We start from the raw sequence: 24,801 nt of genomic DNA on the forward strand, positions 1-24,801 counted from the left end.
CCTCCCTTGTCCGTTCTGCGCAACGCAGAAAGATCAGGCGGACGAAACCTTTAACTGATCGAGATCAAGGTCTTGTCCGATAATGCCGGCGGCATCCGCACGACATTGCTTACAGTGACGCGCCTGAGACAGAATCTGCTCCGCCTGACTGCGAATAAAATCAATTTCATCTTTTGAGGGCTGCTCCATCCCGGCAAACTTGCCTAATGGAATCAGCGGAATAATATTCATCATCGTCGCGCCAAGTTTGCGTGCGGTCACCGCAAGATCCAATGTCTCATGATCGTTGATTCCCGGCATATACACATGATTGATCTTGACCAACATGCCAGCCTTAGCGGCTAACTCAACACCCTCAAGTTGTTTATCCAAAAGAAAACCGGCAGCAGCTTCACCTTGTAACTTCTTACCTTGGTAATGGATCCACTCATAAACCTGAGCACCACTTTGCGCCGACAATGCATTCATGGTCACCGTTAGGCTATGAATTCCCAGATCCTTAATGCGATCCATGTTCTCAGGAAGCATCAGGCCATTGGTGGAAAGGCACAGCGTCAATTCCGGATGAGCCGCACGCACCAAATCAAACGTCTTAAACGTGTTCTCGTTGGCCAAAGGATCACCAGGGCCGGCAATACCGACCACTTTCATCTTCGGACCAGCTACGGGGTGGCGCAATACCAGTTCAAGACGCTCCAGAGCCTGCTCAGGAGTCAGAACTCGGCTGGTAACTCCGGGACGACTTTCATTGACACAATCGAACTTGCGCTCACAAAAGCCACATTTGATATTACATCCGGGAGCCACCGGCAGGTGGATCCGAGCGCTGTTTTTATGATCTCCTCCAAAACAGGGGTGCTGCGATTTCTTCTTCATCATCTGACAGGGGGTTGCCATATTATCTTCTCCTTAAACCAAAACGAAAAAAGACGCCGACGAGTATTTCGCCAAGCGTCTTTGCTACGTCCCGGTGGACAAAAAATCTGGACATCTTTGTCAACTGAGAGATAAAGGCACAACATTGTACCGGCCAGCTATTGGCCTTATCCTTCAAACGAAGGTTTTATTCACTGTGTCGATCTATAAAGCATTTAACATGCCAAAAGCGCAAGAACGCTGCATACGGCGTTTTCGATGTCGATTCGGAGTTTTGCCCGAAGTTTTTCTCGACAAAATTGCCTAAGTGGTGGGCAAAACTTGTGCATCAGAGAAAACTTTTTAAGCATCATATATCAAATCACGCATAAAAAGGGGGGAAAGCAATTCAATGCCTTCCCCCTTTTTTAAGCAGGATGTTGAAAAAGTCCCGTCCGGGGATTTTCCAACGACGCAAGCCGAAAATGCGATTTCCGTCTTGCTCACAAAATCAAGTGCTTGAAAAACCTGTCCTTGATTTTGATCGCCGTCCATAGGCTCCACAGGCTGTTTTTCAACAGCCTGTTAGATCATCCAGAACAAAACAAACACCGTCCAGATGCTGCCAACAAGAGATTGGAAAGTTTTTTCAATCTCTTATCAGGATAATTTTTTCAACTTTTTTTTCAGCTTTTTCAATTTGCCTTCCTGCTTGGCGACTTTTGCTTTTCTGGCTTTCATCTCTTTTTTCAGTGCCTTGACTTTTTTCGACGCTTTCGCCATGGTTCCCTCCTTTGAAAGAATGATGTTAAGATGAGGCGCACCCATCTGCCAACAAAAAATGCATATCATTTGATATGCATTGTATATACATAAATGATCTGTTGGTAAAAGTCAAATCACACTATCAGGAGTCACTGCTGTGCCCGAAAATGAAACAGACCGCAAAAAATGGGAACAACTGTGCAAGCAATGCGGTTTATGTTGCTTTGAAAAGACTCGCCTGCCAAACGGACGTATCATGACAACGCGCATCCCGTGCCGCTTTCTCGACCTGCATACGCGTCAATGCCGCGTTTATGAGCACAGATTTGAGGTGGGTGAAGAGTGCCAGAAATTGACACCGCAATTGGTAGCTGAAGTTGACTGGCTACCAGAGGAATGTGCCTATGTTCAATGGCACAAACAACAATGCGCAGTGCCGTCGGTTGAACAAACGGATACTGCGCATCGCAAATCAAAAAAAAGAAGATAATTTAAAACACATTACTTCTTTTTACGTTTTTTCTTGTCCTGACTGGCTTTGAGCAATTCGCCAAAGCTGCCCATTCCCGAACCACTGGACAACGAATCGCTCCAAGAGGTTTCCGTGGCTTCAACGGCCACACCTGCAGGCACCAAAGAGATCCGCTTCTGCTCTTCATCGATTTTCTCGATGGTCACGGCAAGCTCCTGGCCCTCTTTCAGAACCTCGCGCGGATGGTTGATCCGACGCCCCTCTCCCAACTTGGAGATATGGATCAGACCGTCAATCCCCTCTTCCAGAGTGACAAACGCACCAAACTGAGCCAGGCGGGAAACTTTGCCGGTGTGCTCACTGCCCACTGGGAAGTTATCGGCCACATTTTGCCACGGATCAGCCAAAGTATCGCGCAGACTGAACGAGAATTTGTTATTTTTCCAATCCAGGGATTTCACCACCAGCTCCAGAGACTGGCCGACATGCAGCACCTCATTGAGATCTTCCACCCGGCTGTAAGCCACTTCGGAAATCGGCAACAAACCTTCAATACCGCCGATATCGACAAATGCACCGAACTCACGAATCGATGTCACTTCGGCGGTCACGCGCATCCCCTCTTTCAAGGTTTCGCGTAAACTTTCCGCTTGGGATTGACGCTGCTCTTCAAGCAATACCCGTCGTGACACGACAATATTGCGTCCCTGCTCACTGAATTGACTGATCTTAACCTGAAAGCTCTGGCCGATCAGTTCTTCGGGATTGTCCTGACGGCGCAGACCGATCTGCGAATAAGGGCAAAAGCTGCGCACATTGCCCGGCAGCATGATCTCATAGCCGCCCTTGATCTCTTTTTCGATCCGGCCGTCAACAGGGATACCACTGCGCCAGGCTTCCTCCAATTGTTCATGACCGGAACGTCCACCACCAATTTTGGTGGTAAAACGAAGTTCACCGCCCTTGCGTGACATGAAAAACGCTTCAATTGTGTCGCCGACCTCAACACTCAGCTCACCTTCGTCATTCTGAAGTTCACGCACATCCAGCACGCCTTCACCCTTCTGGCCGACATCGAGGAACACCCAATCTTTGCCAATTTGCAGAATAGTGGCTTCTGTTTTCTGGCCAATATCCAGACGCTGGCTGCCGCCCATGCTCTCTTCGAGCATCGCAGCAAAGTCTTCCTCTTCCATATCATCCTGCAAGTCAGTCGGTTCTTCGTTCATGCGATACAATCCCTGTTCAGAGGTTAGCGTGATTATCTGTTATTCCCGCGGATCATAGCATATTGCCAGGACAGTTCTATAGAAAGATCTCAAACAAAACCTGCCGTACCAAAACAAAGCGAGCAACCGTCTATAAGCGAGTTGTTATCTATTCATAGATGGATCAATTTGAATAGGATTTCCATCATAGAGTCCTCTATCGGAATTATATATCCAAGGACTTGGCAACGAAAACACGCCAATATTAACAAAAGATCCATCTACAATAATAATAGGTACTTGTTCATCGAATTCGAATAGATCCTGATACGACATCAATTTAGGAACTAGCATTTCAAAAGAAACATAATGAGTTTCGTAATCAATATCCGTTTCATGGAACGCGCCAATGAAAGGGTAAGAGATCGCGACAGGTGTATACATGTTATAAATATCTTTAGGGCCAGATCCGACCGGTGATGGAGAAGCACCAAAATCGAGGGTAAGGTCAGACTCTACAACGCCATCGCCATTGGAGAGTTGAGAGGAAACAACCACTTCTCCATTAAGGGAGTAATCGAACGAAAATTCTTCGGTTTCATCAATGATCCCATTGGCATAATCATCGAAGGTGGTTGAATACTCTATTAAATGCCCCTCGCCATCATAAGTGAATGCCGCGTGACTGATTTCATTCAATGGCAAGAAATTGTAATCATAGGGGTTATCCCGATTGTCGGGGTTATACCACTCTTTAAAAGAGTCATAAGAAACAAGCAAACCATCCTGATAATTGCAATCAACCGACAGCGTCATTTGATAAGGAACAGACCCTACATCAAAAATCGACCCATACATACCCGCTCCTTCAACATCGAAGCCACTAAGGTAACCATTTTCATAGCGATAATTGATAAGCGTTTCCTGATCCAACCGATCCATATCACCATCCAGGTCCGTATCCATCTGATACCTATCGTGATAACGACTCAGCAAACCAGCGGTATACTCATACTCGTCTAAAGACTCTGTGTGCTCTTGTAACCCACCGGCATCTTCCTCATTCACAGAATATTCTACTAATCGGCGTGTCAAGAGACCATTTTCATCGTAACTCCACTCATAATCATCGGTTTCTACGACATCGACAACACCATCTTCATTTTCATCGGTGCTGGTATTTTTAAGAAAGTAAACCAACCGCCCATCGTCGTCATAGGCATATGTGAGGGTGATGACAGTGTCGACATCAGCACTGACATCATAGTTATCATAAGAGAATTCTTTTACACTCAATAATCCCGCAGCATTGTACTGATAGGTAATCGAGTAAGCTGTCCCCCCAGAGGGTGTCGCCAACGTTTCAACCAGCCTGTTATCTTCGTACGTATGAACAAAAACAAGGCTTTCGGTTTCTACAACCGCTTCCACCGGGCCATCACCATCAGTATCCTGAATGTCTTCAGTCGAATAATTCGTGAGATTCCCCAGAGCATCGTAAGTATAGTTCTTCGTTAATCGCGTTAACGAGTCACAGACGCCATCACCATTTTCATCGACTTGTTCGTATAAATAACGAACCAAATACCCCGCTGAATCATAGGTATAACGCAAGGTGTCAACGGAGTGAGAAGAGAGTTCTTCACTCGGAAAACTGTACTCCCATTCTTCGACGCCATACTCAACAAGTGTTCCATCAGCCGCGTAACGATAGGTTTGTTCTCGCCGCTGATTCGGTACAGAGTAAAAGAAGCCGTTCTCGTTTAGTTCATAGCTTTCAAAAGCTAACTGCACGGGTGCCCCAAGAGGACTCTCCCTGTTCCACCCGCCAACACTATCTGCATCAAAAAGAGCCGTGAGAGCACTTTTTGATGCAAGCAAAGCAGTGGCCGTCAGATTGCTGGGTTGATATGTTTCAGTGACAACGTCCTGGCTATCGGCTGCACCATCCGCATCAACATCGTATTCGGTAATGGTCTGCACCTCGACAACCTGCATTTCATCATTGTACTGATAGCTAACCGTGGTACGGGTATCCCAGTGACCATCACCGTCGACATCCGTTGTTGTGACGACTTCTTCAGCACCATAAGGAAATCGGTTCAGGTCTGTAGAATCCACGCTCGTGCTGGGCGATGCTGAACCTCCGCCCCCACCTCCGCAGGCAGACAACAAAGAGAAACATACAATCAATACACAGCGAAAAACGTTCCTTAAAATTAACGACATCATTTTCTCCACAACAGATAAATTAATCTGAATATTATAAATAACATTTATAAAAGGTGGACAATAATGTCTAATAATCAAAAGGTCAACGATTTTAACTTTCTGTTATTACAGAGAATCAGGCCAATAATCTTTATTCAATGATTCTGATGAATTTTCAAATTTTTTAGCTATGACGATAGACATACCTCGGCAGACTTTTGGCATGCCATTTCGGTTAAAAGTAACAAAATGGCATCATACGTTCTTTTGGAGGAACATGTTCTGCCCAAGGGAAGTATCTGACGATAAATTCTGATCACAACAGCAACCCGGTGGTTACCGTTAATGCCAATTTGTTGCTGGTCGTTGAAAACGATAAACCCACGGGTCACAGAAGCAAACAGAGTCTTTGCGGAAGAGAGGGCATGGCAGAGAGAGTAAGGTAAGTCGCTGACAACAGAACAACAATAGACGGTGAATGATTGAAGGCCGTTGCCCAAAGCATACCTTCAATCATCCCAGACAATTGCTCCCTAATTGCAGTCCCGGCGCCACATGCAGATTTCCTGTCCACAGTTCTCGCGACTATGGGTATCAAAACAGATCGGATTTCCTTCAGCACGCTGAATGGCTCGAATCAGATCGACTTTCTTCATGTTGGAAGTTTTAACGCCCATCTCTTTGGCAATCACTTTAATCTCGGCAACCGTCATCTTTCCCTCCTGAATGTTGAACAAGACAGCATGTTTATTTTGTTAATCGTGAAAAGTATAGCGCCGGTTTTTTGAATTGCGAGTCGCAAGAGATATTTTTTTCACAACTTAAACATTAGGCCAACAGTTTGTTTTTACGTTGTTTTTCATGAAAGCGGCTGACAACAAATAAAGCCAAAAGGCACGATGAGAAAATCGTCTGTTATGGTATAAGAAATCTCTATTGCATCAATAACATTCAATCGGATTCAGGAGCGTCTTATGGCTTACACTTTTGACACCATCGTGAACAAACCTTTTGATGAGGTGATTGAACTGGTAACTGCAGAACTGAAAAAAGAGGGGTTCGGTATCCTCACGGAAATTAACGTCAAAGCCACAATGAAGAAGAAACTAGAGGTGGATATCCCTCCCTATGAGATTCTTGGAGCCTGTAACCCACACTTCGCCCATCAGGCGATACAGCAGGAACCCAAGATCGGCGCCATGCTGCCCTGCAATGTCATCGTCCGGGAATTGGCACCTGAGCAGGTCGAGGTGTCCGCCATCGACCCGATTGCCTCGATGCGGGCCGTGAACAATCCAGACCTGATGAACGTGGCGGATCAGGTACAGTCGAAATTAAAAAAAGTCATTGAAGCATTATCAGCAGCAGACTGATACATGGATCGCGCATAAAAAAAACGACGGTCTCAACAAAGGCCGTCGTTTTTTCATCATCTCTTTTCCGGACGTGAGGATAAAAGTCAACAAGCCCTTTCTTAGTCTTTCCCGTTGCCAAGTTTCTCTTTTTGTTCGAGCGAAACCACCAGCCAGTATCCAATACTCATGGACAGAGTCACACCCGCTGTGGCCCACATATATTCCGGTGAAACAGCGTCGTAATCGAGAATGATCACTTTTCGGGCAATCGCCATCAGGGCTGTCGCCAGTACGATTTTAACGTGAATAACATCTTCGCGTAGATAAATCACAATATTGACAAAAATCTCTATGGCAATAAGCACCGCCATAAAAGCGCCAAATGTTGCCAGGATGTCGCCGATGGTCAACATAAAGCGCGGTGGTTCCATTAATTTGGTGTAGAGCACCCAAACCACATCGGCAACGCCCCACAAGATCACCAGCGTCATCAACACCGACAGAATACGTACAGCGACATGAATCACCCGGCGCGATGCCTGTACAATCGGTTCATTAGGATTTTCAAGATCGTCCATAGGCTTTCTCCTGTTTTTTTACAGTGTGCCGCGAAACCAAAAAACGGCAAGTGAACAGACCGTCAGGATTGATTACGAATCCGCGGGTCAGCCAGGGCATACCCGACATCTGCAAGAAGATTTCCCACCAGTGTCAACACCGCGCCGATGACCAGAATCCCCATAATCAATGGATAATCGCGCATCATCACGCCATCGTAAAACAGCTTGCCCATACCGGGGATGGCAAAGATACTTTCAAAAATAACACTGCCACCAATCAGCCCCGGCACCGACAAGCCGAGGAGGGTGATCAACGGCAACAAGGCATTCCGCAACGCGTGCTTGCCGATAACAATTTTTTCCGATAACCCTTTGGCTCTTGCGGTAAGAATATAATCCTGCTGAACCACTTCCAGCATGTTGGATCGCATATAACGGGAAAAACCAGCCAGCCCCCCGAAGGCCGACACTAGAATCGGCAGCATTAAATGATGAATGACATCCCAAATCTGCTGTGGCCCGGTCAAATATTCATGACCAAGGGATTTGATGCCGGAAATAGGAAACCAGCCAAGGTAGACACCGAGATAATCCATGAGCAGCAATGCCAACCAGAACGATGGCGTGGCGAAACCGATGAAGACAAATAAGGTGGTCAACCGGTCAAAAGTTGAATTACGCCGCGTTGCCGATAAAATCCCTATCGGGATTGACACCGCCAGAATCAGAGCAATGGACAAGACGTTGATCAGCACGGTAATAGGCAGGCGTTCGACGATTTTATCCCACACCGGACGGCGATCCTGCGAAAACGAGGTGCCGAAGTCAAGCTGCACCAACCGCTTGACCCACTGACCGTATTGAACCGCCAACGGTTGATCAAGCCCATACTGGGCGCGCAACCGTTCTTTCAATTCAACACCGGCATCAGGATTAAGGTCGGTTTGCAGGTCCGTGGGTTCACCGGGTGCCAGATGAATCACCGTAAAGGAGATCAGGGTAATCCCCAGCAACAGGGGCACCATCATCACCAGTCGTTTTGCCAGATAAAGAACCATAGGTGCCTCGCTTAGCGTTGATATTTCTGCAGTGCCTCAGGCACATACCAGCGAATAAAGTTATGCATAATGCCACTGGGCGCTTCCTCAATGCCGTGAAAACGGCGGGCGACAACTGGCAAAGAATCCGGAACGAACAGAAACGTATAGGGCTGCTCTTCTGCAAGAATTTCCTGAAATTCATCGTAAATTTTCTTACGCTCGGCCTGATCAAAGGTGGAGCGTCCCTGCTCCAACAACTCATCAACCCGATCATTCTTAAAACCGATAAAGTTCAAACCGTTGGGTCCGGTTTTACTCGAATGCCAGACATTGTACGCATCGGGATCAATGGGCACGGTCCAGGCCATGATCGTTACATCAAAATTCCCCGGGTTGATAAATTCCTTTAGCAATGATGCCCATTCGATCACGCGCAATTTCGCATCCACACCGATCTCCTGAAAGCGGCGTTGGATGATTTCACCACTTTTAATACGCTGATCGTTGCCTTGATTGGTAATCATGGTAAATGCCAGCGGCGTACCGTCTTTGTCGCGGATACCGTCGCCGTCATGGTCACTCCAGCCAGCCTCATCAAGTAAGGTTTTGGCTTTGGCCGGATCATAAGGATACGGTTTGATCTTGGCATTATTAGGCCAGCTGCCCGGTTTATAGGGACCGTTGGCTGGCTGCCCCAATCCCAGCAGAACACCGTCAACCAGCTCCTGTTTGTTAATGGCATAAGACAACGCCTGGCGCACCCGGCGATCCTGGAACATCGGTTTGTTGAGATTGTAGCCCAGATAGGTATAGGAAAAAGCCGGATAGCGGTATTTATTGAAGCGGCGCACAAAACCAGGCGCTTTGGTCTGACGGGCATATTGCAGGGGGGTCAGTCCCATCTTATCCAATCCGCCCGATTGCAACTCAAGAAACATGGTAGTTAAATCGGGGATAATACGAAAGACGATGCGCTTGATGTAGGGCGCTCCTTCAAAGTAATCCTCGTTGCGCTCAAGAACAATCTTCTCTCCCTGAAGCCATTCAACAAACCGGTAAGGTCCGGTTCCGATGGGCGCCCGTGCCAGTGGACTGGTGGCAATCTCCTGCCCTTCAAGCAGATGCTTTGGATGGATGCCCATTCCCCAACTGATCAGAGCGGATGCCAGAGGCTTCTTGTAGCGAACAATAAACGTGTAGGGATCAGGGGCTAAGGCTTCCGTCACCTGCTTATAGCGCTCTGAATACGCGGTTGGCGTTTCCGGGTCGATCAACAACTGATAAGTAAACAGAACATCGGCAGAGGTAAACGGCGCACCATCGTGCCAGCGCACATCATGTCTGAGGTGAAAAACAATCTCCAGTCCATCGTCAGAGACCTGCCAGGATTCGGCCAAATCACCTTCAAATTCGAGGTCTTTATTGTAACGGATCAGACCGTTGTAGATCGCGGACGATACTTCCGTGGATGCCGAATCGGTCGACAACATCGGCAGCAAGTTACTGGCGTCAGCAATGGTACCGGTAATAATTGTGTCACCGGGCACCGGCGTGGTGTCATCACCCTCTTTTTCCAGCAAAACGTCCTGCTGGCGGCAACCGACCATCAACAACACCATGATCAGGAGGCCCCAAATGATCAGACGGCGACTGAGTACAAGAGGCTCAGATGTGAACTTAAAGATTGTTCGATGACTCATCAACAGGCTCCACCTCATCCAGCGGCATCAATTCCGCATGGTCCGGAATGGTCAAGTGAAATTTCTCCGCCTTGATCTGGGGGTTGATTTCCACATCCTCAAATTGAATCACCACCTGCGTCAATGAACTGTCGACAGACAGCTCAAGACGGCGCGGAAACCCATCGTCGCCCCATTGGGAGTAAAGGATGTCATACATGATATAATCGTCAATCCGGTAACGAACCCGGTGCAACAGGCGACCGGAAAACACCACTTCGTAGCGCACGCCGGGAGCGACGATAAAATCGAGCCCCTGCGGCTGTGCAACCACCTCCCCGCTCTCCAGCACCCCCGGCGGCAAACTGTAGAGCAGGCTGGCGACAAGATCGGCCACAGACAACGGCAAGCCAGTGAAACGTTGAACTTTATCCAGGGTGGCCATACCGGAATAATACTGGTTATCGGACGGGACATAAGCTTGCAGGTCGGGACCACTCACCGCCATCTGAAACAACAGTTGACCAAAGAAATTGATCGCATCAACCCGCAAACGTAACGGGCGCTCCACCAGAAGCCCCTGAGTAGTGGACCAGTGTTTGCCCTGCTGCGTCACTTTGACCTCGGCCAGAGCACTCAACGAGTTCTGCCTGTACGCCAATTGGCGTAAAACATCCAGTTGTTGCGCTGTTGAAACCGACAGCGGCCGCGTTACCGGGCGCGGCTGACAGGCGGTCAGCAGGACAATAACGATGATCCAGACAAATCGTTTCATGACTCTAAGTCCTGTAACTTTTTGACAACAGCGGGCAGGTTCGGTTGCAGTTCAAGTGCTTTGCGATAGATCCGTTGCGCCTCTTGTGTCAAAAGGAGTTTTCGATAGAGATCTGCCAGATGTTCCAGAATCAACACATCTTCAGGAGATTTTTTCACCGCCTGCTCCAGCGGTTCACGCGCCTGCTCATAGTCACCCAGCTGATAATACACCCAGCCTAGGGTATCCAGCACAGCCGCATGCGGGGCCAACTGCGCTGCCTTGCGGGCCATTTCCAACGCCTCGTCAAGATGTTCACCCGATTCAGCATAGATATAGGCAAGATGATTCAAGGCACCCACATGTTGAGGATTCAGAGTCAGTGTCTCACGCATCAGCTGCTCGGTGCGATCCCGCAAACCACGCAATTCAAAAATAACACCTTGACTATAATACAGATCATCGACTTTGGGATGGCGCTGTATCCCCCGATCCAGGACGGACAACGCGTCATCGTAACGTTGACTGCGTTGATAAAGGCTGACTAACTGTAAAAAAACCCGGACATCACTCTGGTCCAACTCCAGCAGATGAACAAGTGATTCGGCAGCCTTGTCCAGATTATTCATGTGATTGTACGTCACACTCATCCGCACTAAAGCCTCTTTTTTCAGCGCCGAAGGATGTTCAACAAGCTGGTAATATTGGATGGCTTCCTCCCAGCGCTGCTGGTGTTCCAGAGCAAAAGCCAGCCAATAAAAAAGTTGCGACGACACCGGATGGTACGGCAACGCCTGACGAAACATCGATTCGGCTTCCGACCAGCGCTCCAGTTCGATATAGATATAGCCGAGTTTCCCCAACGCTTCGACATCGGCGGGGTCGTGCTGAACAATTGATTCAACACGCTGCAGAGCTTCAGAGTAACGCCCCTGTTCAATCAGCAACGTTGAACCGAGGTGATCAAAATAGGCCTGATCTTCGGTCTGGCGCGCCGCTTCATCGTAGAGGGTCAGTGCTTCATCAAACTGGCGCTGCTGTTCGAGGAGACGACCGAGAGGCAGATAGATTCGCCGATCATGAGGGGTAAGTTCAATGGCCTGACGGTAAGTGGTAATCGCCTGCTGGTAATCGCCACGCAATCGATAGAGATTAGCCAGCTCCATCAGACCATCAACAGACTGGGGTTGACGCTTGAGCCATTGAAGTAGAATCTGTTCCGCTTTGTCATAGGCCTGCAGACTAAGGTACAAACGACTGATATGGAGATAAACATCCTCAATATCAGGATGGCGGTCAAGAACCTGACGAAATGCTTGAATCGCCTGATCGGTTTTGCCCTGAGCATGGTAAACATCAGCAAGCATCAGCTCCGAAGCCAAATGGTGGGGCTCAAGAACCAATGCCTGATTAAGGTAATCCTGCGCCTGCTGAGTTTGCCCTCGGTCAAGATGAATAGACGCCAGCACGGCAAACAGATAGGGCGATTGGTCGTCAAACGTCACGGCCCGCTGCAACGCCTCAATAGCCGCATCAACATCGCCATCAATCAGATGCAAACGGGCATCGGCATAAGCCAGATACGCCTGAGCCCGCTGATAGCGCTGTTGCTCCTCAACAGAAAGCGGAGATGGCTTCGGCGGCAGGCTGCAGGCCGTCATCATCAGCAACAACAGGCTGCCGATGAGAAAAAATCGCCCCGGCACGAATCGCCAGAACGAAAAAAGAGTGTTACCACGACATGCCACCTGGTCGCTTCCTTTCATGTGAGCCTTTAAAAAACCTCTGAATACGTCAGCAACCCTTACGAGGCAGACGTCGTTCGGACGCTAGCACAGTTGCATCAACAGGTCAATTTACCACCTTTATTCTTGACCACAATGAGCTGCCCCGCTAGACTCGCCAAAGTGTTTACAACCCCCTCCGCACAACCCTTATCCATCGATATCTAGGAGTCTTAATATGGCAATTTCCAACAAAATCCAGACCTGTATCACACGGTCTTCGTGGATTCGAAAAATGTTCGAACAAGGTGCCCAGTTGCGCGCAAAGTTCGGCGATGAAAACGTCTATGACTTTACCATCGGCAACCCATCGGTTGAACCACCCAAAGCATTTCACAACGCCCTGAAAGAGCTGGCCGACAATCCACAACCGGGCATGCACCGCTACATGAGCAATGCCGGCTACGATGACACTCGGGCCGCTGTGGCCGAGGCGATCAGCTCACGCTGCAATCAAACCGTCGAGGCAGCACAGATTGTTATGACCTGCGGAGCCGGTGGTGCCCTGAATGTGGTCCTGAAAACCTTGCTCAACCCCGGCGAAGAAGTGATCATCCTGACGCCGTTTTTTGTTGAATACAAGTTTTACATCGACAACCATGGCGGCACCAGTACCATGGTTCCGACCTTAAGCGATTCGTTCCAGATTGATCTGGCCGCCATTGAGCAGGCCATCACTAAAAACACCAAGGCGATTATTGTTAACTCGCCCAATAATCCCACCGGTGTCATTTATCCGGCCGAGGATCTCAAAGCTCTGGATGCTCTGCTCAAACGCAAGGAGCAGGAACTGGGCAATCAGGTCTATGTCATTTCTGATGAGCCCTACGCGCGTCTGGCCTACGATGGCATGGATGTCCCCTGTATTTTTGACTGCATTGATAACTCCGTGATCGTCACCTCCCACTCCAAAGACCTGGCCCTTCCCGGTGAGCGGATTGGCTACCTGGCTGCCAACCCGGCCATGGCTGGGGTTGATTCTTTCATGGAAGGGGTGATCTTCTCCAACCGTGTTCTCGGTTTTGTCAACGCACCGGCCCTGATCCAACGCCTGATCACGCCGCTGCAGCATGAAAGTGTCGATATCGGTGCCTACGAAGAGAAGCGTGATCTGTTCTATGCCATTCTCACCGATCTCGGCTTCGAGGTGGTCAAACCCCAGGGCGGATTTTACCTGTTTCCCAAGTCACCAATTGAAGACGATGTCGCTTTTATTGAAATGGCGCAGAAATATAACCTCCTGCTGGTCCCCGGTATGGGCTTCGGCCTGCCCGGCTATTTCCGCATCGCCTACTGCATCGACAAAGAAATCATTGAGCGCAGTATCCCGGCATGGGGAAAATTGGCCTCCGAAGTGGGTCTAGGCAAGTAACAATCAATCAAGTCAAAAAATCGTCAATGACCGCCCGTTATGCTGCTGTGTAACGGGCGGTCATTTATGCCCCCTCAACGTGTGACGGCATGATGTCTTTAACGATCAACTGCAGACTTTTCTGCCCCCGCCATGTGTTCATGCCGACCTGAAACAACACATCCACGGCTTGACCAACCACTTCGTCTTGCCGCTGTGCCATGCCGAAGGCGATACACGGCACACTGTAACCATCCTGCTGCAGGGAAAACCGCAAGTGTTTTTCCGCCACACACGATGGCCTATGGACATGCACCTGGCGGACAACAAACACCGGCTCAGGATTTCCCATACCAAACGGCGCCAACGCCTGCAGCTCGTCATAAAGCGTTTCATCGATCTCCTCAAGCACCAGCTCGGCATCGTATTCGCGCACCGCGCCAAGCATAACGGGATTGAGATGGGACTGCGCGTAGCGTTCAAATTGCTCGGTAAAACGTGACACACAGGCAGCGTCAATGGATAGACCAGCGGCAAATTCGTGGCCACCGAACCCCGACAATGGCTCCTGACAAGCTTCAAACGCCTGGTAGAGATGAAACCCCTTAATCGATCGGGCTGAGCCCTTGCCCTGCCCCTCTTCCAAAGCAATCAGCACCGTGGGGCGATGATAGCGTTCAACCAGACGACTGGCGACAATACCGATCACCCCAGCATGCCAGCGTTCATCCGCCAAAACAATGGTCAGGGCATCGTCCGTCAGATCGCGCTCAATCCGCTCAATCGCCTGATCCAGCACCTGTTGTTCAATCTGACGGCGCTGGTGATTAAACTGATTCAGTTGTTCGGCAACCGGCATGGCACTCTGAGACACTTCATCGAGGAGCAAATCAACCCCCAAAGTGGCGTCCTCAAGACGGCCAGCCGCATTGAGCCGCGGCGCCAACTGATAACCGACAACTCCCGCGGTTACCGCGCGAACCTCTGCCACCTTAACCAATGCGGCCAATCCGACACGTGGCTGCTGAGCCATCAGACGTAAACCACTCGATACCAGCGCCCGGTTGACACCTTGCAACGGTACCAGATCGGCAACCGTTCCCAACGCCACAAGATCGAGAACATAGCGCAAATCAGGCTCCGGGTCAGGCAAGTTGCCGGTTTCCCGCAGGCGCGCTCGTAACGCAATCATCACCATAAAAGCCACCCCAACTCCGGACAAACGCTTATCCGGGTAGGAACAATCGGGCAACCAGGGATTAATACAGCTCAGAGAAACAGGGAGGGTTTCGGGCGGTTGGTGATGATCGGTAATGATCAGCTCTATGCCCAGATCAGCCGCCAGTTGCGCTTCGGCATGAGCACTGATGCCGCAATCGACAGAAACCACCAAGCGAATCCCCTGCTCCAGCGTACGGCGCAGAGCGACTTCAGACAGACCGTAACCATCTCGCATACGCAGCGGGATATGATAGGTCACGTTGACACCGAACCAGCGCAGACATTGGGTCAACAAAGCCGTTCCACTGATGCCGTCGACATCGTAATCACCATGAACGGCAATCGGCTCTCCCGCCTTAACAGCCTGTACCAGACGATCAACGGCAGATTCCATACCTCGCAGTGCCATCGGATCGGGAAGTTGGGAGAGGGAGGCGGTTAAAAATGCTTGTGCTTCTTCGAGAGTGGAAATACCGCGTTGACTTAAGAGCTGACACACTAAAGGAGCGCAGCCAAGACGTGCACTCCACTGTTGCCAGTCAACGGGCTTCGCAGATTGGCGTTCCTTCCAGCTACGCTGTTGCGAGGGTTGCATAGAAGCTCCTCAGGAAAAAGCAGACGATATGAACAAAAAACAGGACCGCAACAACGGTCCTGTTTTGATTTACCTCAAGAATATGTGCCACCTAGTGTGGCAGACGCGTATCAAATCCGCGCCGCATCTGGTGAAGCTGCTGGCGCACCTGCTCACTGGCGCTTCCTTCGGGGTTGCGTTTGAGGTAGCGCTCCCAGGCCTCAACGGCCTTGGCACCATCCCCTAAATCATCACGATAAACAAGCCCCAACTGATACAGACTTTCGATGTGGTTAGAATCGACATCCGCAGCCCGTGAAAAATTTCCGACAGCCTGATCATACCAGCCCAAACGGCGATACATAATCCCCTGATTGGTCAACAGATCTGCATCGTCCGGTCGTAACTCCAGAGCGCGACCATAGGCTTTTGCCGCCGGCATGGGCTGGTTGGCATCAAACAGAGATTGAGCCAATTGTTCCCAGGCAATAAAGTTTTGCGGTTGTTCACGAGCAACCTGCTCCAACTCGCCCAGAGGGTCGTCGCCGGGTGAAGTCGCCGGAGAAGAGGAAGAACCGGCAACAGACGGAGGTGTCCGTGTGTCGGCAATCATCAAACCGACCAACACTCCGGCAACAAAAGCCACCGCAACGACCAGCCACATCATCCTGTTGTTCACATGCTCTCCTTCAGCAGCCCACGTTCACCCGCTGGTTGCTCAGGGTGCGCTTTTTCCTGCAGTTTTCTCTTGCCAGGCGATCAGAATTGGACTGGCAACAAAAATAGAGGAATAGGTACCAACCAGGACACCAATCAACAAAGCAAACGCAAAGTTATGGATAACGCCGCCACCGAAAAGGAACAAAGCAAGAACAACCAGCAAGGTGGTTCCCGACGTCAGAATAGTGCGCGACAGGGTCTCATTGATGCTGCGGTTTACCGTCAACGGCACCCCGGAACCATGGTATTTGCCCATATTTTCGCGAATTCGATCATACACAATGATGGTATCATTGAGTGAATAACCGATAATAGCCAGAAACGCTGCAATGATCGGCAAGTCAATCTCCTTGCCGAACAGGGAGAACGCACCCAGAGTCAACAACACGTCATGAACCAGTGCCACGATGGCACCCACGGCAAAACGAAACTCAAAACGCCAGGTGATATAGGCCAAAATACCAATCATGGCATAGAGAATCGCCATCAGCCCCTGTTTACGCAACTCCTGCCCTACCTGCGGGCCGACCATTTCGATACGACGCATATCAACGGTTCCTGCACCGTAAACCGGCTCGAGCGCATCAAGGATCTGACTACGCAGGCCTTGCAGTCCACTGTCACTTTCCTGAGCGCGGATCAAATACTCATTAGCATCATCGCCAAATTGCTGAACCGTTGCATTATCAAGAACATTTGGGATCAGGGCTTTTTTGATTTCACCAGCCGTGGTGTTTTGTTCAAAACGAACCTGTACCAGAGTTCCGCCTGCAAAATCGACACCGTAATTCGGACCACCTTTGACAATCAGCGAACCGATTCCGATGAGGATCAGGACAATGGAGAGCACGAATGCCATGTTTCGCTTACCAACAAAATCGACATTAATATCAGGTTTAATCAGCTGCATCACACTCTCCTATATGCTCAACTTCTTGACCTGACGTCCTTCAAGGACCAGATCAAAGATCAGACGGGAAACAAAAATCGCGGTGAACATCGATGCGATGATACCGACGGATAAGGTGACGGCAAAGCCTTTAACCGGACCGGTACCGAACTGGAACAAGACCAGAGCAGCAATCAGGGTCGTAATGTTGGCATCGACAATGGTGACAAACGCTTTGGCAAAGCCAGCGTCAATAGCCACTCGGGCGCTTTTGCCATGGCGTAATTCCTCACGCACACGCTCAAAGATCAACACATTGGCGTCTACGGCCATACCAACCGTGAGGACAATACCCGCCAGACCGGGCAGCGTCAGTGTCGCTTTAAACAACGTCAGCATGGCCATAATGAACAACAGGTTCAGAGCCAAAGCAACATTAGCTACCAGACCGGCACCGCGATAATAAAGCAACATCATCAGCACCACCAGCACAGCACCGATAACAACGGAGTTAACACCTTTGGAAATGGAGTCATGACCCAAAGACGGTCCGACGGTGCGGTCTTCAAGAATCTTGACCGGAGCAGGCAGGGAGCCAGCTCGCAGCACAATAGCCAGGTCCGTGGCTTCTTGCTCAGTGAATGAACCGCTGATCTGAGCGCTGCCACCGGAAATGCGCTCGCGGATGTTCGGTGCGGAATAGATGGTGTCGTCAAGCACAATGGCCATCCGCTTGCCTACATTGGCAGCGGTAATCTGATCAAAGCGCTGAGCACCAACAGCATTAAACTCAATAGCGACATAGGGTTCGTTGAAACGGGTATCGATACGGACCTGAGCATCGGCAAGCAAATCACCGGTCAAAGCGGTTTTTTCAAACACAACCAGCGGATTTTCCGTAGCCTTCTTGGTCATCGGATCAACCCGGTGCTCATAAAGAACCTTGGTGCCGGGTTTGAGATTTCCTTGCAGAGCCTGTTGAATATCGGCCGATTCATCGACCATTTTAAATTCAAGACGGGCGGTTTTACCAAGCAGATCAATGGCCCGCTGCGGGTCCTTAACTCCAGGCAACTGGATCAGGATACGATTGTCGGACTGACGCTGCAACACCGGTTCACTCAAGCCAAACTGGTCAACCCGGTTACGCATGGTTTCCAAGGCTTGACGTACAGCGTAATCTTTGATGTTGGCAATTTCCTGATCACTGAAGCGATAATTCTTTTCAATGTAGCCACCGGAAGCATCCAGCGTCATTGGCTCCAGGTTGGGGAAATTTTCCTGAATCAGGGCATCGACTTCGGCACCCGCATCAGCATCATACACCGTGATCACCATGCGATCATCGCTTTTGCGCTCAATTCGCTTGAAGATCACATCTTCATCACGCAGTAATGATTCCGTTTGGTCGACAACGCTATCCAGGCGACTTTCCACCGCCTTGTCTACCTCAACGCCCAAAACCAGATGCATCCCGCCTTGCAGGTCAAGGCCAAGGTGGATGGGATCAAAGGCGTTTTTCCACCAGTTCGGCAAACTGTCTTTCATCAGCGTCGGCCCGAGTGCAAGCACCGACAACACCAGACAAAACAGAACCAGCAATCCGCGTAATTTGATGCTGTTCGACATACCGCTATCTACTCCTGTGTGCAGAGATTACAGAAAAAGAGTCTGTTCGGGGAGAACAGACTCTGGACAGATGGGAATTGATTGAGATCACGCGTCCTCTTTGGTCGCGGTGACGGATGCGCGGTTGAGCTTGATCTTAACGCCTTTGTCAATTTCCATGGTAACAACGTTTTCCTGGACAGTGACAATGCGGCCATGAATACCTCCGGCTGTAACCACCTGATCACCGGCTTTCAAGGCATCAAGCAGCTGGCGATGCTGCTTGGCACGTTTCTGCTGGGGACGGATCAGCAGCAGGTAAAAAATTGCGAACATGATCACCAGCATGATGATCCCTTCGTAACCGGACTGTCCGCCGGCAGCAGGTTGACCCGCCATTGCGTAAGCTTCTGAAACCATTTAGTTCCTCCTTATGAACGATCATTCGTCATTTTCAACAATTTGAAATTCACTTTATAGCGCGTTACGACTTAACTTTCAAGGACAACACCACTTTGGCGGCGTTGATAAAATTCTTTATAAAAAGTGGCAAAGTTCCCCTCGTCCAATGCCTGGCGAACCTGGGCCATCAATTGAACATAATAATGCAGATTATGCATGGTATTCAGCATGGAAGAGAGGATCTCATTACTCTGATACAAATGGCGCAGATAGGCGCGACTGTAATGACGACACACATAACAATCACAGTCCGGATCGATCGGCCGTTCATCTTCACGATACTGTGCCTGCTTGATGCTGATCTTACCGAACGAGGTAAACAACACGCCATTTCGAGCGTTACGGGTCGGCATAACACAATCAAACATATCGACACCACGGCGCACCCCTTCGATGAGGTTCTCCGGGGTACCAACGCCCATCACATAACGGGGCCGGTCGGCAGGCAGCTCCGGCAAGGTATAGTCCATCACCTCATACATCACTTCCGCTTCTTCCCCCACGGACAACCCACCGATGGCATAGCCATCAAAACCGATCTCCATAAGATCATGAGCGCTCTTACGGCGCAGGTCCTCATGCATGCCACCCTGGACAATCCCGAACAGGGCACTCCCGTCTTGACGGTTGTGGGCTTGTTTACACCGTTTTGCCCAGCGCATGGAACGCTCTGTGGAATCAATAACGTAGTCGCGGGTAGCCGGATAAGGGATACATTCGTCAAACACCATAATGATATCGGAGCCCAACGCCTGCTGAATTTCAATAGATGATTCCGGTGTAAGAATCTGATGAGCGCCATCCAGATGGGACTGAAACCGCACCCCCTCCTCGTCAATTTTGCGCAATTTGCCGAGGCTGAACACCTGAAACCCGCCACTGTCGGTCAGAATAGGTCCCGACCAGTTCATAAACCGATGCAGTCCCCCCATTTTTTTTACTAAATCATGACCGGGGCGTAGAAACAGATGATAGGTATTGCCGAGAATAATTTGAGCACCGAGATCGTGAAGCGACTCGGGCAACATCCCTTTCACCGTACCCTGAGTCCCCACCGGCATGAACACCGGGGTTTCCACCACACCGTGAGCGGTGTGCAGACGACCACGCCGTGCAGAACTGTTCGGATCAGTGGTGATCAAATCAAACGGAATAGTCACGACGCCTCCTTGATCACATTGTGAATCAACATACAATCCCCATAACTGAAAAAACGGTAACGCTCTTCCACCGCCTGACGATACGCCTGCAAAACAAATTCCCGTCCGGCCAGTGCGCTGACCAGCATCAGTAAGGTCGATTGCGGCAGATGAAAATTGGTCAGCAACGCATCGACAATTTTGAACCGGTAGCCGGGATAGATAAACATGTCGGTCATCCCATCGCCTGCCTGCAGTTCTCCTTGTGGATCAACAGAAAATTCAAGGGTCCGTGTCACTGTGGTGCCCAGAGCGATCACCCGTCGCCCTTCACGCTTGGCGCGATTGACCTGAACTGCCGTCTCATCGGGAATGCAATACGCTTCTGCATGCATGCGATGCTCTTCAACGTTATCAACCCGTACCGGAAGAAAAGTGCCCAGACCGACATGCAGCGTCAAGGGACAGACAATAACCCCTTTAGCCCTCAGTTTATCAAGAATTTCCGGGGTAAAATGGAGTCCTGCCGTGGGTGCGGCAACCGCGCCGGGCCGTGAAGAAAACGTGGTCTGATAACGTTCGCGGTCTTCACCTTGTGGTTCGCGATCAATATAGGGGGGTAATGGCAGGCGACCGATCTTATCAAGTAAAGAGAGAAAATCGCCTTCGACATCAAAGCGGATATGCCGATAGCCGTCACCGCCACCCTCCATCACTGTTGCCGTCAATTGATCCCCCAGCAGCAGACGAGTTCCCGGCCGTGGACCTTTTGAGGCTCGGGTCAGGCAAAGCCAGCATTCCCCCTCTTCAGCCAACTTACGAACCAGAAACACTTCAACCTTACCACCACTCTCCTTGCAACCGAGTAAGCGCGCTGGAATCACTCGGGTATCATTGATCACAAGAACGTCACCTTGCTCAAAGTAACGATCAACCTGACGAAAGTGATCGGAAACAATCTTTTCCGCCTGACAATCAAGCACCATCAGCCGTGATCCATCACGTTGCTCACACGGATGCTGAGCGATTAATTCCTGCGGCAAATCATAATTAAAGTCAGTGACATACATAAAGATACTTAACTGTATACTTGAACGAATGGCTTTTATTGAAAAAGGCTGACAAGGGTGCCAATCATCTACGGAATCAGCAGGATTGTCAATGGTTGTCTCAGACGAAAGAAGGGCCTCATGAACCGTAATAGGTCACCGCATAATAGACAATCAGCAAGCCACCCAGCATCAGCATCAACCCCATCATTCGCAGGGTGCGTTCGGGAAGAGGTAACATCTGCACCAACATCCGTTTCAGCCCCTGTGGCGACAGGAACCACGGAATTCCCTCAAGCACCAGAACCACACCAATGACACACCAAAAAAATTTCATAACCCTTGTTTCCATAAAAAAGCCCGCCGTATTACGGCGGGCTTTGAGAGTTTTCTTCGCCAGAAAGGATCAGGCCAGATCAACCACGGCCTGGTGAATCAGGTCAAACAGCTCCTGGATATCTTCCTCGGCAATACAGGAAAACGCCACACGCAGGTCCGTTTTACCAATGGAGATGGCACCCACCCCATATTTTTCCAGAAGATGAACACGCAGCGTTTCAGCATCAACTCCTTTGATCTTCAGACACATGAAATAACCCGAGTTAAACGGATAGTAATCCCAGGACTCGGCATATTTCGCATTGGCCAGCACCTCTTTGACCTTGAGGGCGCGCCCTTTCATTACGGCATATTTTTCCGCTTTCTGAGCCGGATAGTCTGGAGAACGCAACGCTTCAAGAACAAAGGTCTGTCCCGGATGCGGGCAGTTGGAAATTGTTGCCCGGATAATACCCATGGTTTTCTTTTCCAGAGCAGTCAGCACCTTAGGATTGGCCTCTGCGTTACCGTCGGCAAAGGTGATAAATCCGGTGCGAAAGCCCCAGACATACTCCTCTTTGGTGGCACCGTCCAGTTTGATGGCCAGAACACGAGGATGCAGGTTCGACAGTTTGCCAAACAGGGACTCCTTCATGGAGTCTTCATAGAATAGGCCAAAATAGGCATCGTCGGTAATGGCCACGACATTGCAACCCTCTTCAGCAACTTCTTTGATGGCGTCAACGATGGCGTCACCTTCGGCAACAGTCGGCGTGTAACCACTCGGGTTGTTCGGGAAGTTGAGCAGTACAACAGCCTTGCCTTTTTCATCGGCAACATTGCGCAGAACCGCTTTAAATGCCGGCACATTGAAGCCACCATCAACCGTAAAGGTCGGGTATTTTTTAATCGCCGCACCACAGCGGGTGGTGAAGGTGATGTTGTAATTACCCCACATCATATCAGGCAGGACCATGTGGTCGCCTTCGTTGATGAACATGTCTGCAACAATGGACAGGCCATGGGTCAAGGCATTGGTAACAATCGGGTTACTGAATTCCTTGCCCGCCATGCTAGGATTTTCACTGAGCATCTTTTCGCGCCACAAAGCACGAAGCTCGGGTTTACCGGCCGGCGGAGCATACGGAAAAATATCTTTGGGTTCAAACGCAGGAAGTTTCTCGCGGATGCAGTTGAGATACATGGGGCCACCGTTTTCCGTTGCAATACCGATAGTGGCATTAAAACGATGAGCTTTCTCTTTCGCTTCAGCAGATTGGGTCAGAATCCCTTTTGGGAAGAACAAGTTCTTACCCAGATCGGATAACATTTCAAGGACGTGCGGATTGCCTTCCGCCAACATTTCATTCAATTCTTGAGCCAGTGGATTCATCATGAGGTCTTTCCTCCCAGTGTGAATAAACGTCCTGCAGTCTTCATCGGCTGCATTCCAGAACAAAATGTGATTAAATCAAGATATTCATGGCACTGTCAATGAAATAAGCAGTGCTTTTTTTGCTATTCGGGCCTCAGCCGCTCTGCTCCTGGTAAAGGTTTTGTCCATGCTTTTCGTAAACATCATCGTACCGGTTTTCATCATCATTTTCAGTGGCTGGGCTCTGGAGCGTTTCAGTAAAATTGAACTGCATCCGCTGACAACCTCATCGTTGTATCTGTTTGCCCCGATGTTGGTGCTCAGTGCCCTACTGAAAAAGCCCATCGAAAGCCAGCTGGCCATGACGGTGTTCGGTTTCATGGCGGTGTATATCCTGCTGATGTGGCTGCTGGCTCATATGGCCTCGCGGCTGCTGCGACTGGATTATGACAGCCGTCAGGCCATGACGTTGACGACGGTGATGATGAACATCGGCAACTTCGGTCTACCTCTGAGCTATTTCGCTTTTGGTGATGCCGGATTGAATGTGTCCATTCTGGTGTTTGTTGCCTTCAACATTCCTCTGGGCAGCCTGGCGATCGTCATTGCCCAAGGCAAAAATGCCAGTCTGTGGGCCGCAACCAAAAATTGTTTAAAGATCCCCATCCTCCATGCCGTTGTCATCGCTCTGATCCTTAATGCCCTGCACATCAAAATGCCAGTCTTTATCCTGCGCCCCATGGAGCTTCTCGGCCAACCTGCGGTTCCAATGATGCTTGTATTGCTGGGCATGCAGATGTCGCGTACTCAATGGCGGCTGCCGGGAGGATTCATGCTGACAGCCAGCTTTCTACGCCTGTGCGTTGCGCCGGTAATTGGCTGGACATGCTGTTGGATATTAGGAATTACCGGCATCGAGCGCAATGTTATGATTCTGCAGACCAGCACCCCGTCAGCCGTACTGCCACTGCTTTATGCGCTGCGTTTTAACACCCGACCGGATCTGGTTGCTTCAACGATTATGACCACTACCCTGCTCAGTGCGGGGAGCCTGACTTTGTTGCTATATCTTTTGCCGTTGCTGCCGTAAGAGTAAAAATTCGCTGGTGCGATTCGTTTCAAGTTGCAAACCACTGAAGCTCAAGATCAAAGTCAAAGTCGCCGGGTTTCGTCCCGGCAGCCGACATACTTTTGGCTGGCCGCCCAAAAGTATGCAAAAGCCAGCTTGAACACCTCCTGGACCTGGACCCACCGACACTGAGTCTGTTTCCGCGATGCTTTACAGATTCGGCTCGCCGCCCTTTAGGTCGGCGAATCGTGCAACTCATCATCTTTGGCGTAAAACGTTGATAACGATGTAACGCTGCTCTCTAGTTTTTCCGTGGCACCGATTAAACGGGTGGGCAGTGCCC

At 50.0% G+C, this 24,801-nt stretch carries 24 protein-coding genes; 4 read left to right on the top strand and 20 right to left on the bottom strand.

The genetic code is table 11. The features are described 5' to 3' along the window. Positions 1-33 precede the first annotated feature (33 nt). From DACE_RS05550 to DACE_RS18815, 3 genes are all read right to left on the bottom strand, one after another. The gene (locus DACE_RS05550; RefSeq protein WP_005999100.1) at positions 34-897 is read right to left on the bottom strand and encodes a radical SAM protein; all 864 of its coding nucleotides are present in this window, start codon (positions 895-897) and stop codon (positions 34-36) included. A gap of 321 nt (positions 898-1,218) precedes the next feature. Next, a complete protein-coding gene (locus DACE_RS05555) occupies positions 1,219-1,410 on the bottom strand; it encodes a hypothetical protein (RefSeq protein WP_040366288.1) in 192 nt (63 codons plus the stop codon). 105 nt (positions 1,411-1,515) lie between these two features. Then, on the bottom strand, positions 1,516-1,638 hold the full coding sequence (locus tag DACE_RS18815) for a hypothetical protein (protein WP_272940854.1): 123 nt from the start codon (positions 1,636-1,638) through the stop codon (positions 1,516-1,518). Positions 1,639-1,876: 238 nt separating this feature from the next. On the opposite strand from DACE_RS18815, the gene DACE_RS18435 reads away from it, so the two are divergent. Continuing rightward, complete coding sequence (locus tag DACE_RS18435; RefSeq protein WP_176290168.1) at positions 1,877-2,110, top strand: YkgJ family cysteine cluster protein; 234 nt, start codon at positions 1,877-1,879, stop codon at positions 2,108-2,110. Between the two features lie 11 nt (positions 2,111-2,121). On the opposite strand, the gene rpsA is transcribed toward DACE_RS18435, so the two are convergent. The 3 genes from rpsA to DACE_RS05575 all read right to left on the bottom strand — a co-directional run bounded on the left by rpsA (position 2,122) and on the right by DACE_RS05575 (position 6,224). Further along, entirely contained in the window at positions 2,122-3,321 is a 1,200-nt protein-coding gene (gene rpsA, locus DACE_RS05565; RefSeq protein ID WP_005999104.1) for a 30S ribosomal protein S1, read from the bottom strand. Positions 3,322-3,465: 144 nt separating this feature from the next. Then, complete coding sequence (locus tag DACE_RS05570) at positions 3,466-5,532, bottom strand: hypothetical protein (RefSeq protein WP_155809002.1); 2,067 nt, start codon at positions 5,530-5,532, stop codon at positions 3,466-3,468. 512 nt (positions 5,533-6,044) lie between these two features. After that, complete coding sequence (locus DACE_RS05575) at positions 6,045-6,224, bottom strand: Rho termination factor N-terminal domain-containing protein (protein WP_005999113.1); 180 nt, start codon at positions 6,222-6,224, stop codon at positions 6,045-6,047. A gap of 261 nt (positions 6,225-6,485) precedes the next feature. Between DACE_RS05575 and DACE_RS05580 the strand changes: the two genes are divergently transcribed. Then, positions 6,486-6,884: a DUF302 domain-containing protein gene (locus DACE_RS05580; RefSeq protein WP_005999114.1), complete on the top strand. Its 399-nt coding sequence runs from the start codon at positions 6,486-6,488 to the stop codon at positions 6,882-6,884. Between the two features lie 101 nt (positions 6,885-6,985). Here DACE_RS05580 and DACE_RS05585 read toward each other — a convergent pair whose 3' ends face one another. The 5 genes from DACE_RS05585 to DACE_RS05605 all read right to left on the bottom strand — a co-directional run bounded on the left by DACE_RS05585 (position 6,986) and on the right by DACE_RS05605 (position 12,665). Continuing rightward, the gene (locus DACE_RS05585; RefSeq protein WP_005999117.1) at positions 6,986-7,444 is read right to left on the bottom strand and encodes a phosphate-starvation-inducible PsiE family protein; all 459 of its coding nucleotides are present in this window, start codon (positions 7,442-7,444) and stop codon (positions 6,986-6,988) included. Between the two features lie 62 nt (positions 7,445-7,506). Continuing rightward, positions 7,507-8,484 (bottom strand): ABC transporter permease, encoded by a 978-nt coding sequence (locus DACE_RS05590; protein ID WP_005999119.1) that lies wholly within the window; start codon positions 8,482-8,484, stop codon positions 7,507-7,509. 11 nt (positions 8,485-8,495) lie between these two features. Then, positions 8,496-10,166 (bottom strand): peptide-binding protein, encoded by a 1,671-nt coding sequence (locus DACE_RS05595; protein WP_005999121.1) that lies wholly within the window; start codon positions 10,164-10,166, stop codon positions 8,496-8,498. Further along, positions 10,144-10,920, bottom strand: a complete 777-nt coding sequence (locus DACE_RS05600; protein ID WP_005999123.1) for a LolA family protein — start codon at positions 10,918-10,920, stop codon at positions 10,144-10,146. The genes DACE_RS05595 and DACE_RS05600 overlap by 23 nt, the downstream gene beginning before the upstream one ends. Further along, positions 10,917-12,665, bottom strand: a complete 1,749-nt coding sequence (locus DACE_RS05605; protein WP_081449951.1) for a tetratricopeptide repeat protein — start codon at positions 12,663-12,665, stop codon at positions 10,917-10,919. Before DACE_RS05605 ends, DACE_RS05600 begins: the two co-directional genes overlap by 4 nt. Positions 12,666-12,861: 196 nt before the next feature. On the opposite strand from DACE_RS05605, the gene DACE_RS05610 reads away from it, so the two are divergent. Then, positions 12,862-14,055: a pyridoxal phosphate-dependent aminotransferase gene (locus DACE_RS05610; protein WP_005999127.1), complete on the top strand. Its 1,194-nt coding sequence runs from the start codon at positions 12,862-12,864 to the stop codon at positions 14,053-14,055. Between the two features lie 64 nt (positions 14,056-14,119). On the opposite strand, the gene recJ is transcribed toward DACE_RS05610, so the two are convergent. The 9 genes from recJ to DACE_RS05655 all read right to left on the bottom strand — a co-directional run bounded on the left by recJ (position 14,120) and on the right by DACE_RS05655 (position 23,407). Next, positions 14,120-15,850 carry a single-stranded-DNA-specific exonuclease RecJ gene (gene recJ / locus DACE_RS05615; protein ID WP_005999129.1) on the bottom strand — a complete coding sequence of 577 codons (1,731 nt, stop codon included), beginning with the start codon at positions 15,848-15,850 and terminating at the stop codon, positions 14,120-14,122. A 91-nt stretch (positions 15,851-15,941) separates the two neighbouring features. After that, positions 15,942-16,508, bottom strand: a complete 567-nt coding sequence (locus DACE_RS05620; protein ID WP_155809003.1) for a tetratricopeptide repeat protein — start codon at positions 16,506-16,508, stop codon at positions 15,942-15,944. Positions 16,509-16,547: 39 nt separating this feature from the next. Next, a complete protein-coding gene (gene secF / locus DACE_RS05625) occupies positions 16,548-17,459 on the bottom strand; it encodes a protein translocase subunit SecF (protein WP_005999131.1) in 912 nt (303 codons plus the stop codon). A gap of 9 nt (positions 17,460-17,468) precedes the next feature. Further along, positions 17,469-19,067 carry a protein translocase subunit SecD gene (gene secD / locus DACE_RS05630; RefSeq protein WP_005999133.1) on the bottom strand — a complete coding sequence of 533 codons (1,599 nt, stop codon included), beginning with the start codon at positions 19,065-19,067 and terminating at the stop codon, positions 17,469-17,471. A gap of 87 nt (positions 19,068-19,154) precedes the next feature. After that, positions 19,155-19,466 carry a preprotein translocase subunit YajC gene (gene yajC, locus DACE_RS05635; RefSeq protein ID WP_005999135.1) on the bottom strand — a complete coding sequence of 104 codons (312 nt, stop codon included), beginning with the start codon at positions 19,464-19,466 and terminating at the stop codon, positions 19,155-19,157. A gap of 71 nt (positions 19,467-19,537) precedes the next feature. Next, on the bottom strand, positions 19,538-20,668 hold the full coding sequence (tgt, locus tag DACE_RS05640) for a tRNA guanosine(34) transglycosylase Tgt (protein WP_005999137.1): 1,131 nt from the start codon (positions 20,666-20,668) through the stop codon (positions 19,538-19,540). Next, the gene (gene queA, locus DACE_RS05645; protein WP_005999138.1) at positions 20,665-21,717 is read right to left on the bottom strand and encodes a tRNA preQ1(34) S-adenosylmethionine ribosyltransferase-isomerase QueA; all 1,053 of its coding nucleotides are present in this window, start codon (positions 21,715-21,717) and stop codon (positions 20,665-20,667) included. Before queA ends, tgt begins: the two co-directional genes overlap by 4 nt. Before the next feature lie 118 nt (positions 21,718-21,835). Next, the gene (locus tag DACE_RS05650) at positions 21,836-22,033 is read right to left on the bottom strand and encodes a DUF2065 domain-containing protein (protein ID WP_040366297.1); all 198 of its coding nucleotides are present in this window, start codon (positions 22,031-22,033) and stop codon (positions 21,836-21,838) included. Positions 22,034-22,102: 69 nt separating this feature from the next. Then, on the bottom strand, positions 22,103-23,407 hold the full coding sequence (locus DACE_RS05655; protein WP_040366363.1) for an aminotransferase class I/II-fold pyridoxal phosphate-dependent enzyme: 1,305 nt from the start codon (positions 23,405-23,407) through the stop codon (positions 22,103-22,105). Positions 23,408-23,576: 169 nt separating this feature from the next. Between DACE_RS05655 and DACE_RS05660 the strand changes: the two genes are divergently transcribed. Continuing rightward, a complete protein-coding gene (locus DACE_RS05660; protein ID WP_005999146.1) occupies positions 23,577-24,479 on the top strand; it encodes an AEC family transporter in 903 nt (300 codons plus the stop codon). The last annotated feature ends 322 nt before the right edge of the window (positions 24,480-24,801 follow it).

The sequence above is a fragment of the Desulfuromonas acetoxidans DSM 684 genome (assembly GCF_000167355.1).
In the GTDB taxonomy this organism is placed as follows: domain Bacteria; phylum Desulfobacterota; class Desulfuromonadia; order Desulfuromonadales; family Desulfuromonadaceae; genus Desulfuromonas; species Desulfuromonas acetoxidans.

What these genes read in the sequence shown, in the direction of transcription:
- DACE_RS05550 (WP_005999100.1), bottom strand. Translation starts at nt 897, where the DNA reads ATGGCAACCCCCTGTCAGATGATGAAGAAGAAATCGCAGCACCCCTGT.
- DACE_RS05555 (WP_040366288.1), bottom strand. Translation starts at nt 1,410, where the DNA reads ATGGACGGCGATCAAAATCAAGGACAGGTTTTTCAAGCACTTGATTTT.
- DACE_RS18815 (WP_272940854.1), bottom strand. Translation starts at nt 1,638, where the DNA reads ATGGCGAAAGCGTCGAAAAAAGTCAAGGCACTGAAAAAAGAGATGAAA.
- DACE_RS18435 (WP_176290168.1), top strand. Translation starts at nt 1,877, where the DNA reads ATGACAACGCGCATCCCGTGCCGCTTTCTCGACCTGCATACGCGTCAA.
- rpsA (WP_005999104.1), bottom strand. Translation starts at nt 3,321, where the DNA reads ATGAACGAAGAACCGACTGACTTGCAGGATGATATGGAAGAGGAAGAC.
- DACE_RS05570 (WP_155809002.1), bottom strand. Translation starts at nt 5,532, where the DNA reads ATGATGTCGTTAATTTTAAGGAACGTTTTTCGCTGTGTATTGATTGTA.
- DACE_RS05575 (WP_005999113.1), bottom strand. Translation starts at nt 6,224, where the DNA reads ATGACGGTTGCCGAGATTAAAGTGATTGCCAAAGAGATGGGCGTTAAA.
- DACE_RS05580 (WP_005999114.1), top strand. Translation starts at nt 6,486, where the DNA reads ATGGCTTACACTTTTGACACCATCGTGAACAAACCTTTTGATGAGGTG.
- DACE_RS05585 (WP_005999117.1), bottom strand. Translation starts at nt 7,444, where the DNA reads ATGGACGATCTTGAAAATCCTAATGAACCGATTGTACAGGCATCGCGC.
- DACE_RS05590 (WP_005999119.1), bottom strand. Translation starts at nt 8,484, where the DNA reads ATGGTTCTTTATCTGGCAAAACGACTGGTGATGATGGTGCCCCTGTTG.
- DACE_RS05595 (WP_005999121.1), bottom strand. Translation starts at nt 10,166, where the DNA reads ATGAGTCATCGAACAATCTTTAAGTTCACATCTGAGCCTCTTGTACTC.
- DACE_RS05600 (WP_005999123.1), bottom strand. Translation starts at nt 10,920, where the DNA reads ATGAAACGATTTGTCTGGATCATCGTTATTGTCCTGCTGACCGCCTGT.
- DACE_RS05605 (WP_081449951.1), bottom strand. Translation starts at nt 12,665, where the DNA reads ATGAAAGGAAGCGACCAGGTGGCATGTCGTGGTAACACTCTTTTTTCG.
- DACE_RS05610 (WP_005999127.1), top strand. Translation starts at nt 12,862, where the DNA reads ATGGCAATTTCCAACAAAATCCAGACCTGTATCACACGGTCTTCGTGG.
- recJ (WP_005999129.1), bottom strand. Translation starts at nt 15,850, where the DNA reads ATGCAACCCTCGCAACAGCGTAGCTGGAAGGAACGCCAATCTGCGAAG.
- secF (WP_005999131.1), bottom strand. Translation starts at nt 17,459, where the DNA reads ATGCAGCTGATTAAACCTGATATTAATGTCGATTTTGTTGGTAAGCGA.
- secD (WP_005999133.1), bottom strand. Translation starts at nt 19,067, where the DNA reads ATGTCGAACAGCATCAAATTACGCGGATTGCTGGTTCTGTTTTGTCTG.
- yajC (WP_005999135.1), bottom strand. Translation starts at nt 19,466, where the DNA reads ATGGTTTCAGAAGCTTACGCAATGGCGGGTCAACCTGCTGCCGGCGGA.
- queA (WP_005999138.1), bottom strand. Translation starts at nt 21,717, where the DNA reads ATGTATGTCACTGACTTTAATTATGATTTGCCGCAGGAATTAATCGCT.
- DACE_RS05650 (WP_040366297.1), bottom strand. Translation starts at nt 22,033, where the DNA reads ATGAAATTTTTTTGGTGTGTCATTGGTGTGGTTCTGGTGCTTGAGGGA.
- DACE_RS05655 (WP_040366363.1), bottom strand. Translation starts at nt 23,407, where the DNA reads ATGAATCCACTGGCTCAAGAATTGAATGAAATGTTGGCGGAAGGCAAT.
- DACE_RS05660 (WP_005999146.1), top strand. Translation starts at nt 23,577, where the DNA reads ATGCTTTTCGTAAACATCATCGTACCGGTTTTCATCATCATTTTCAGT.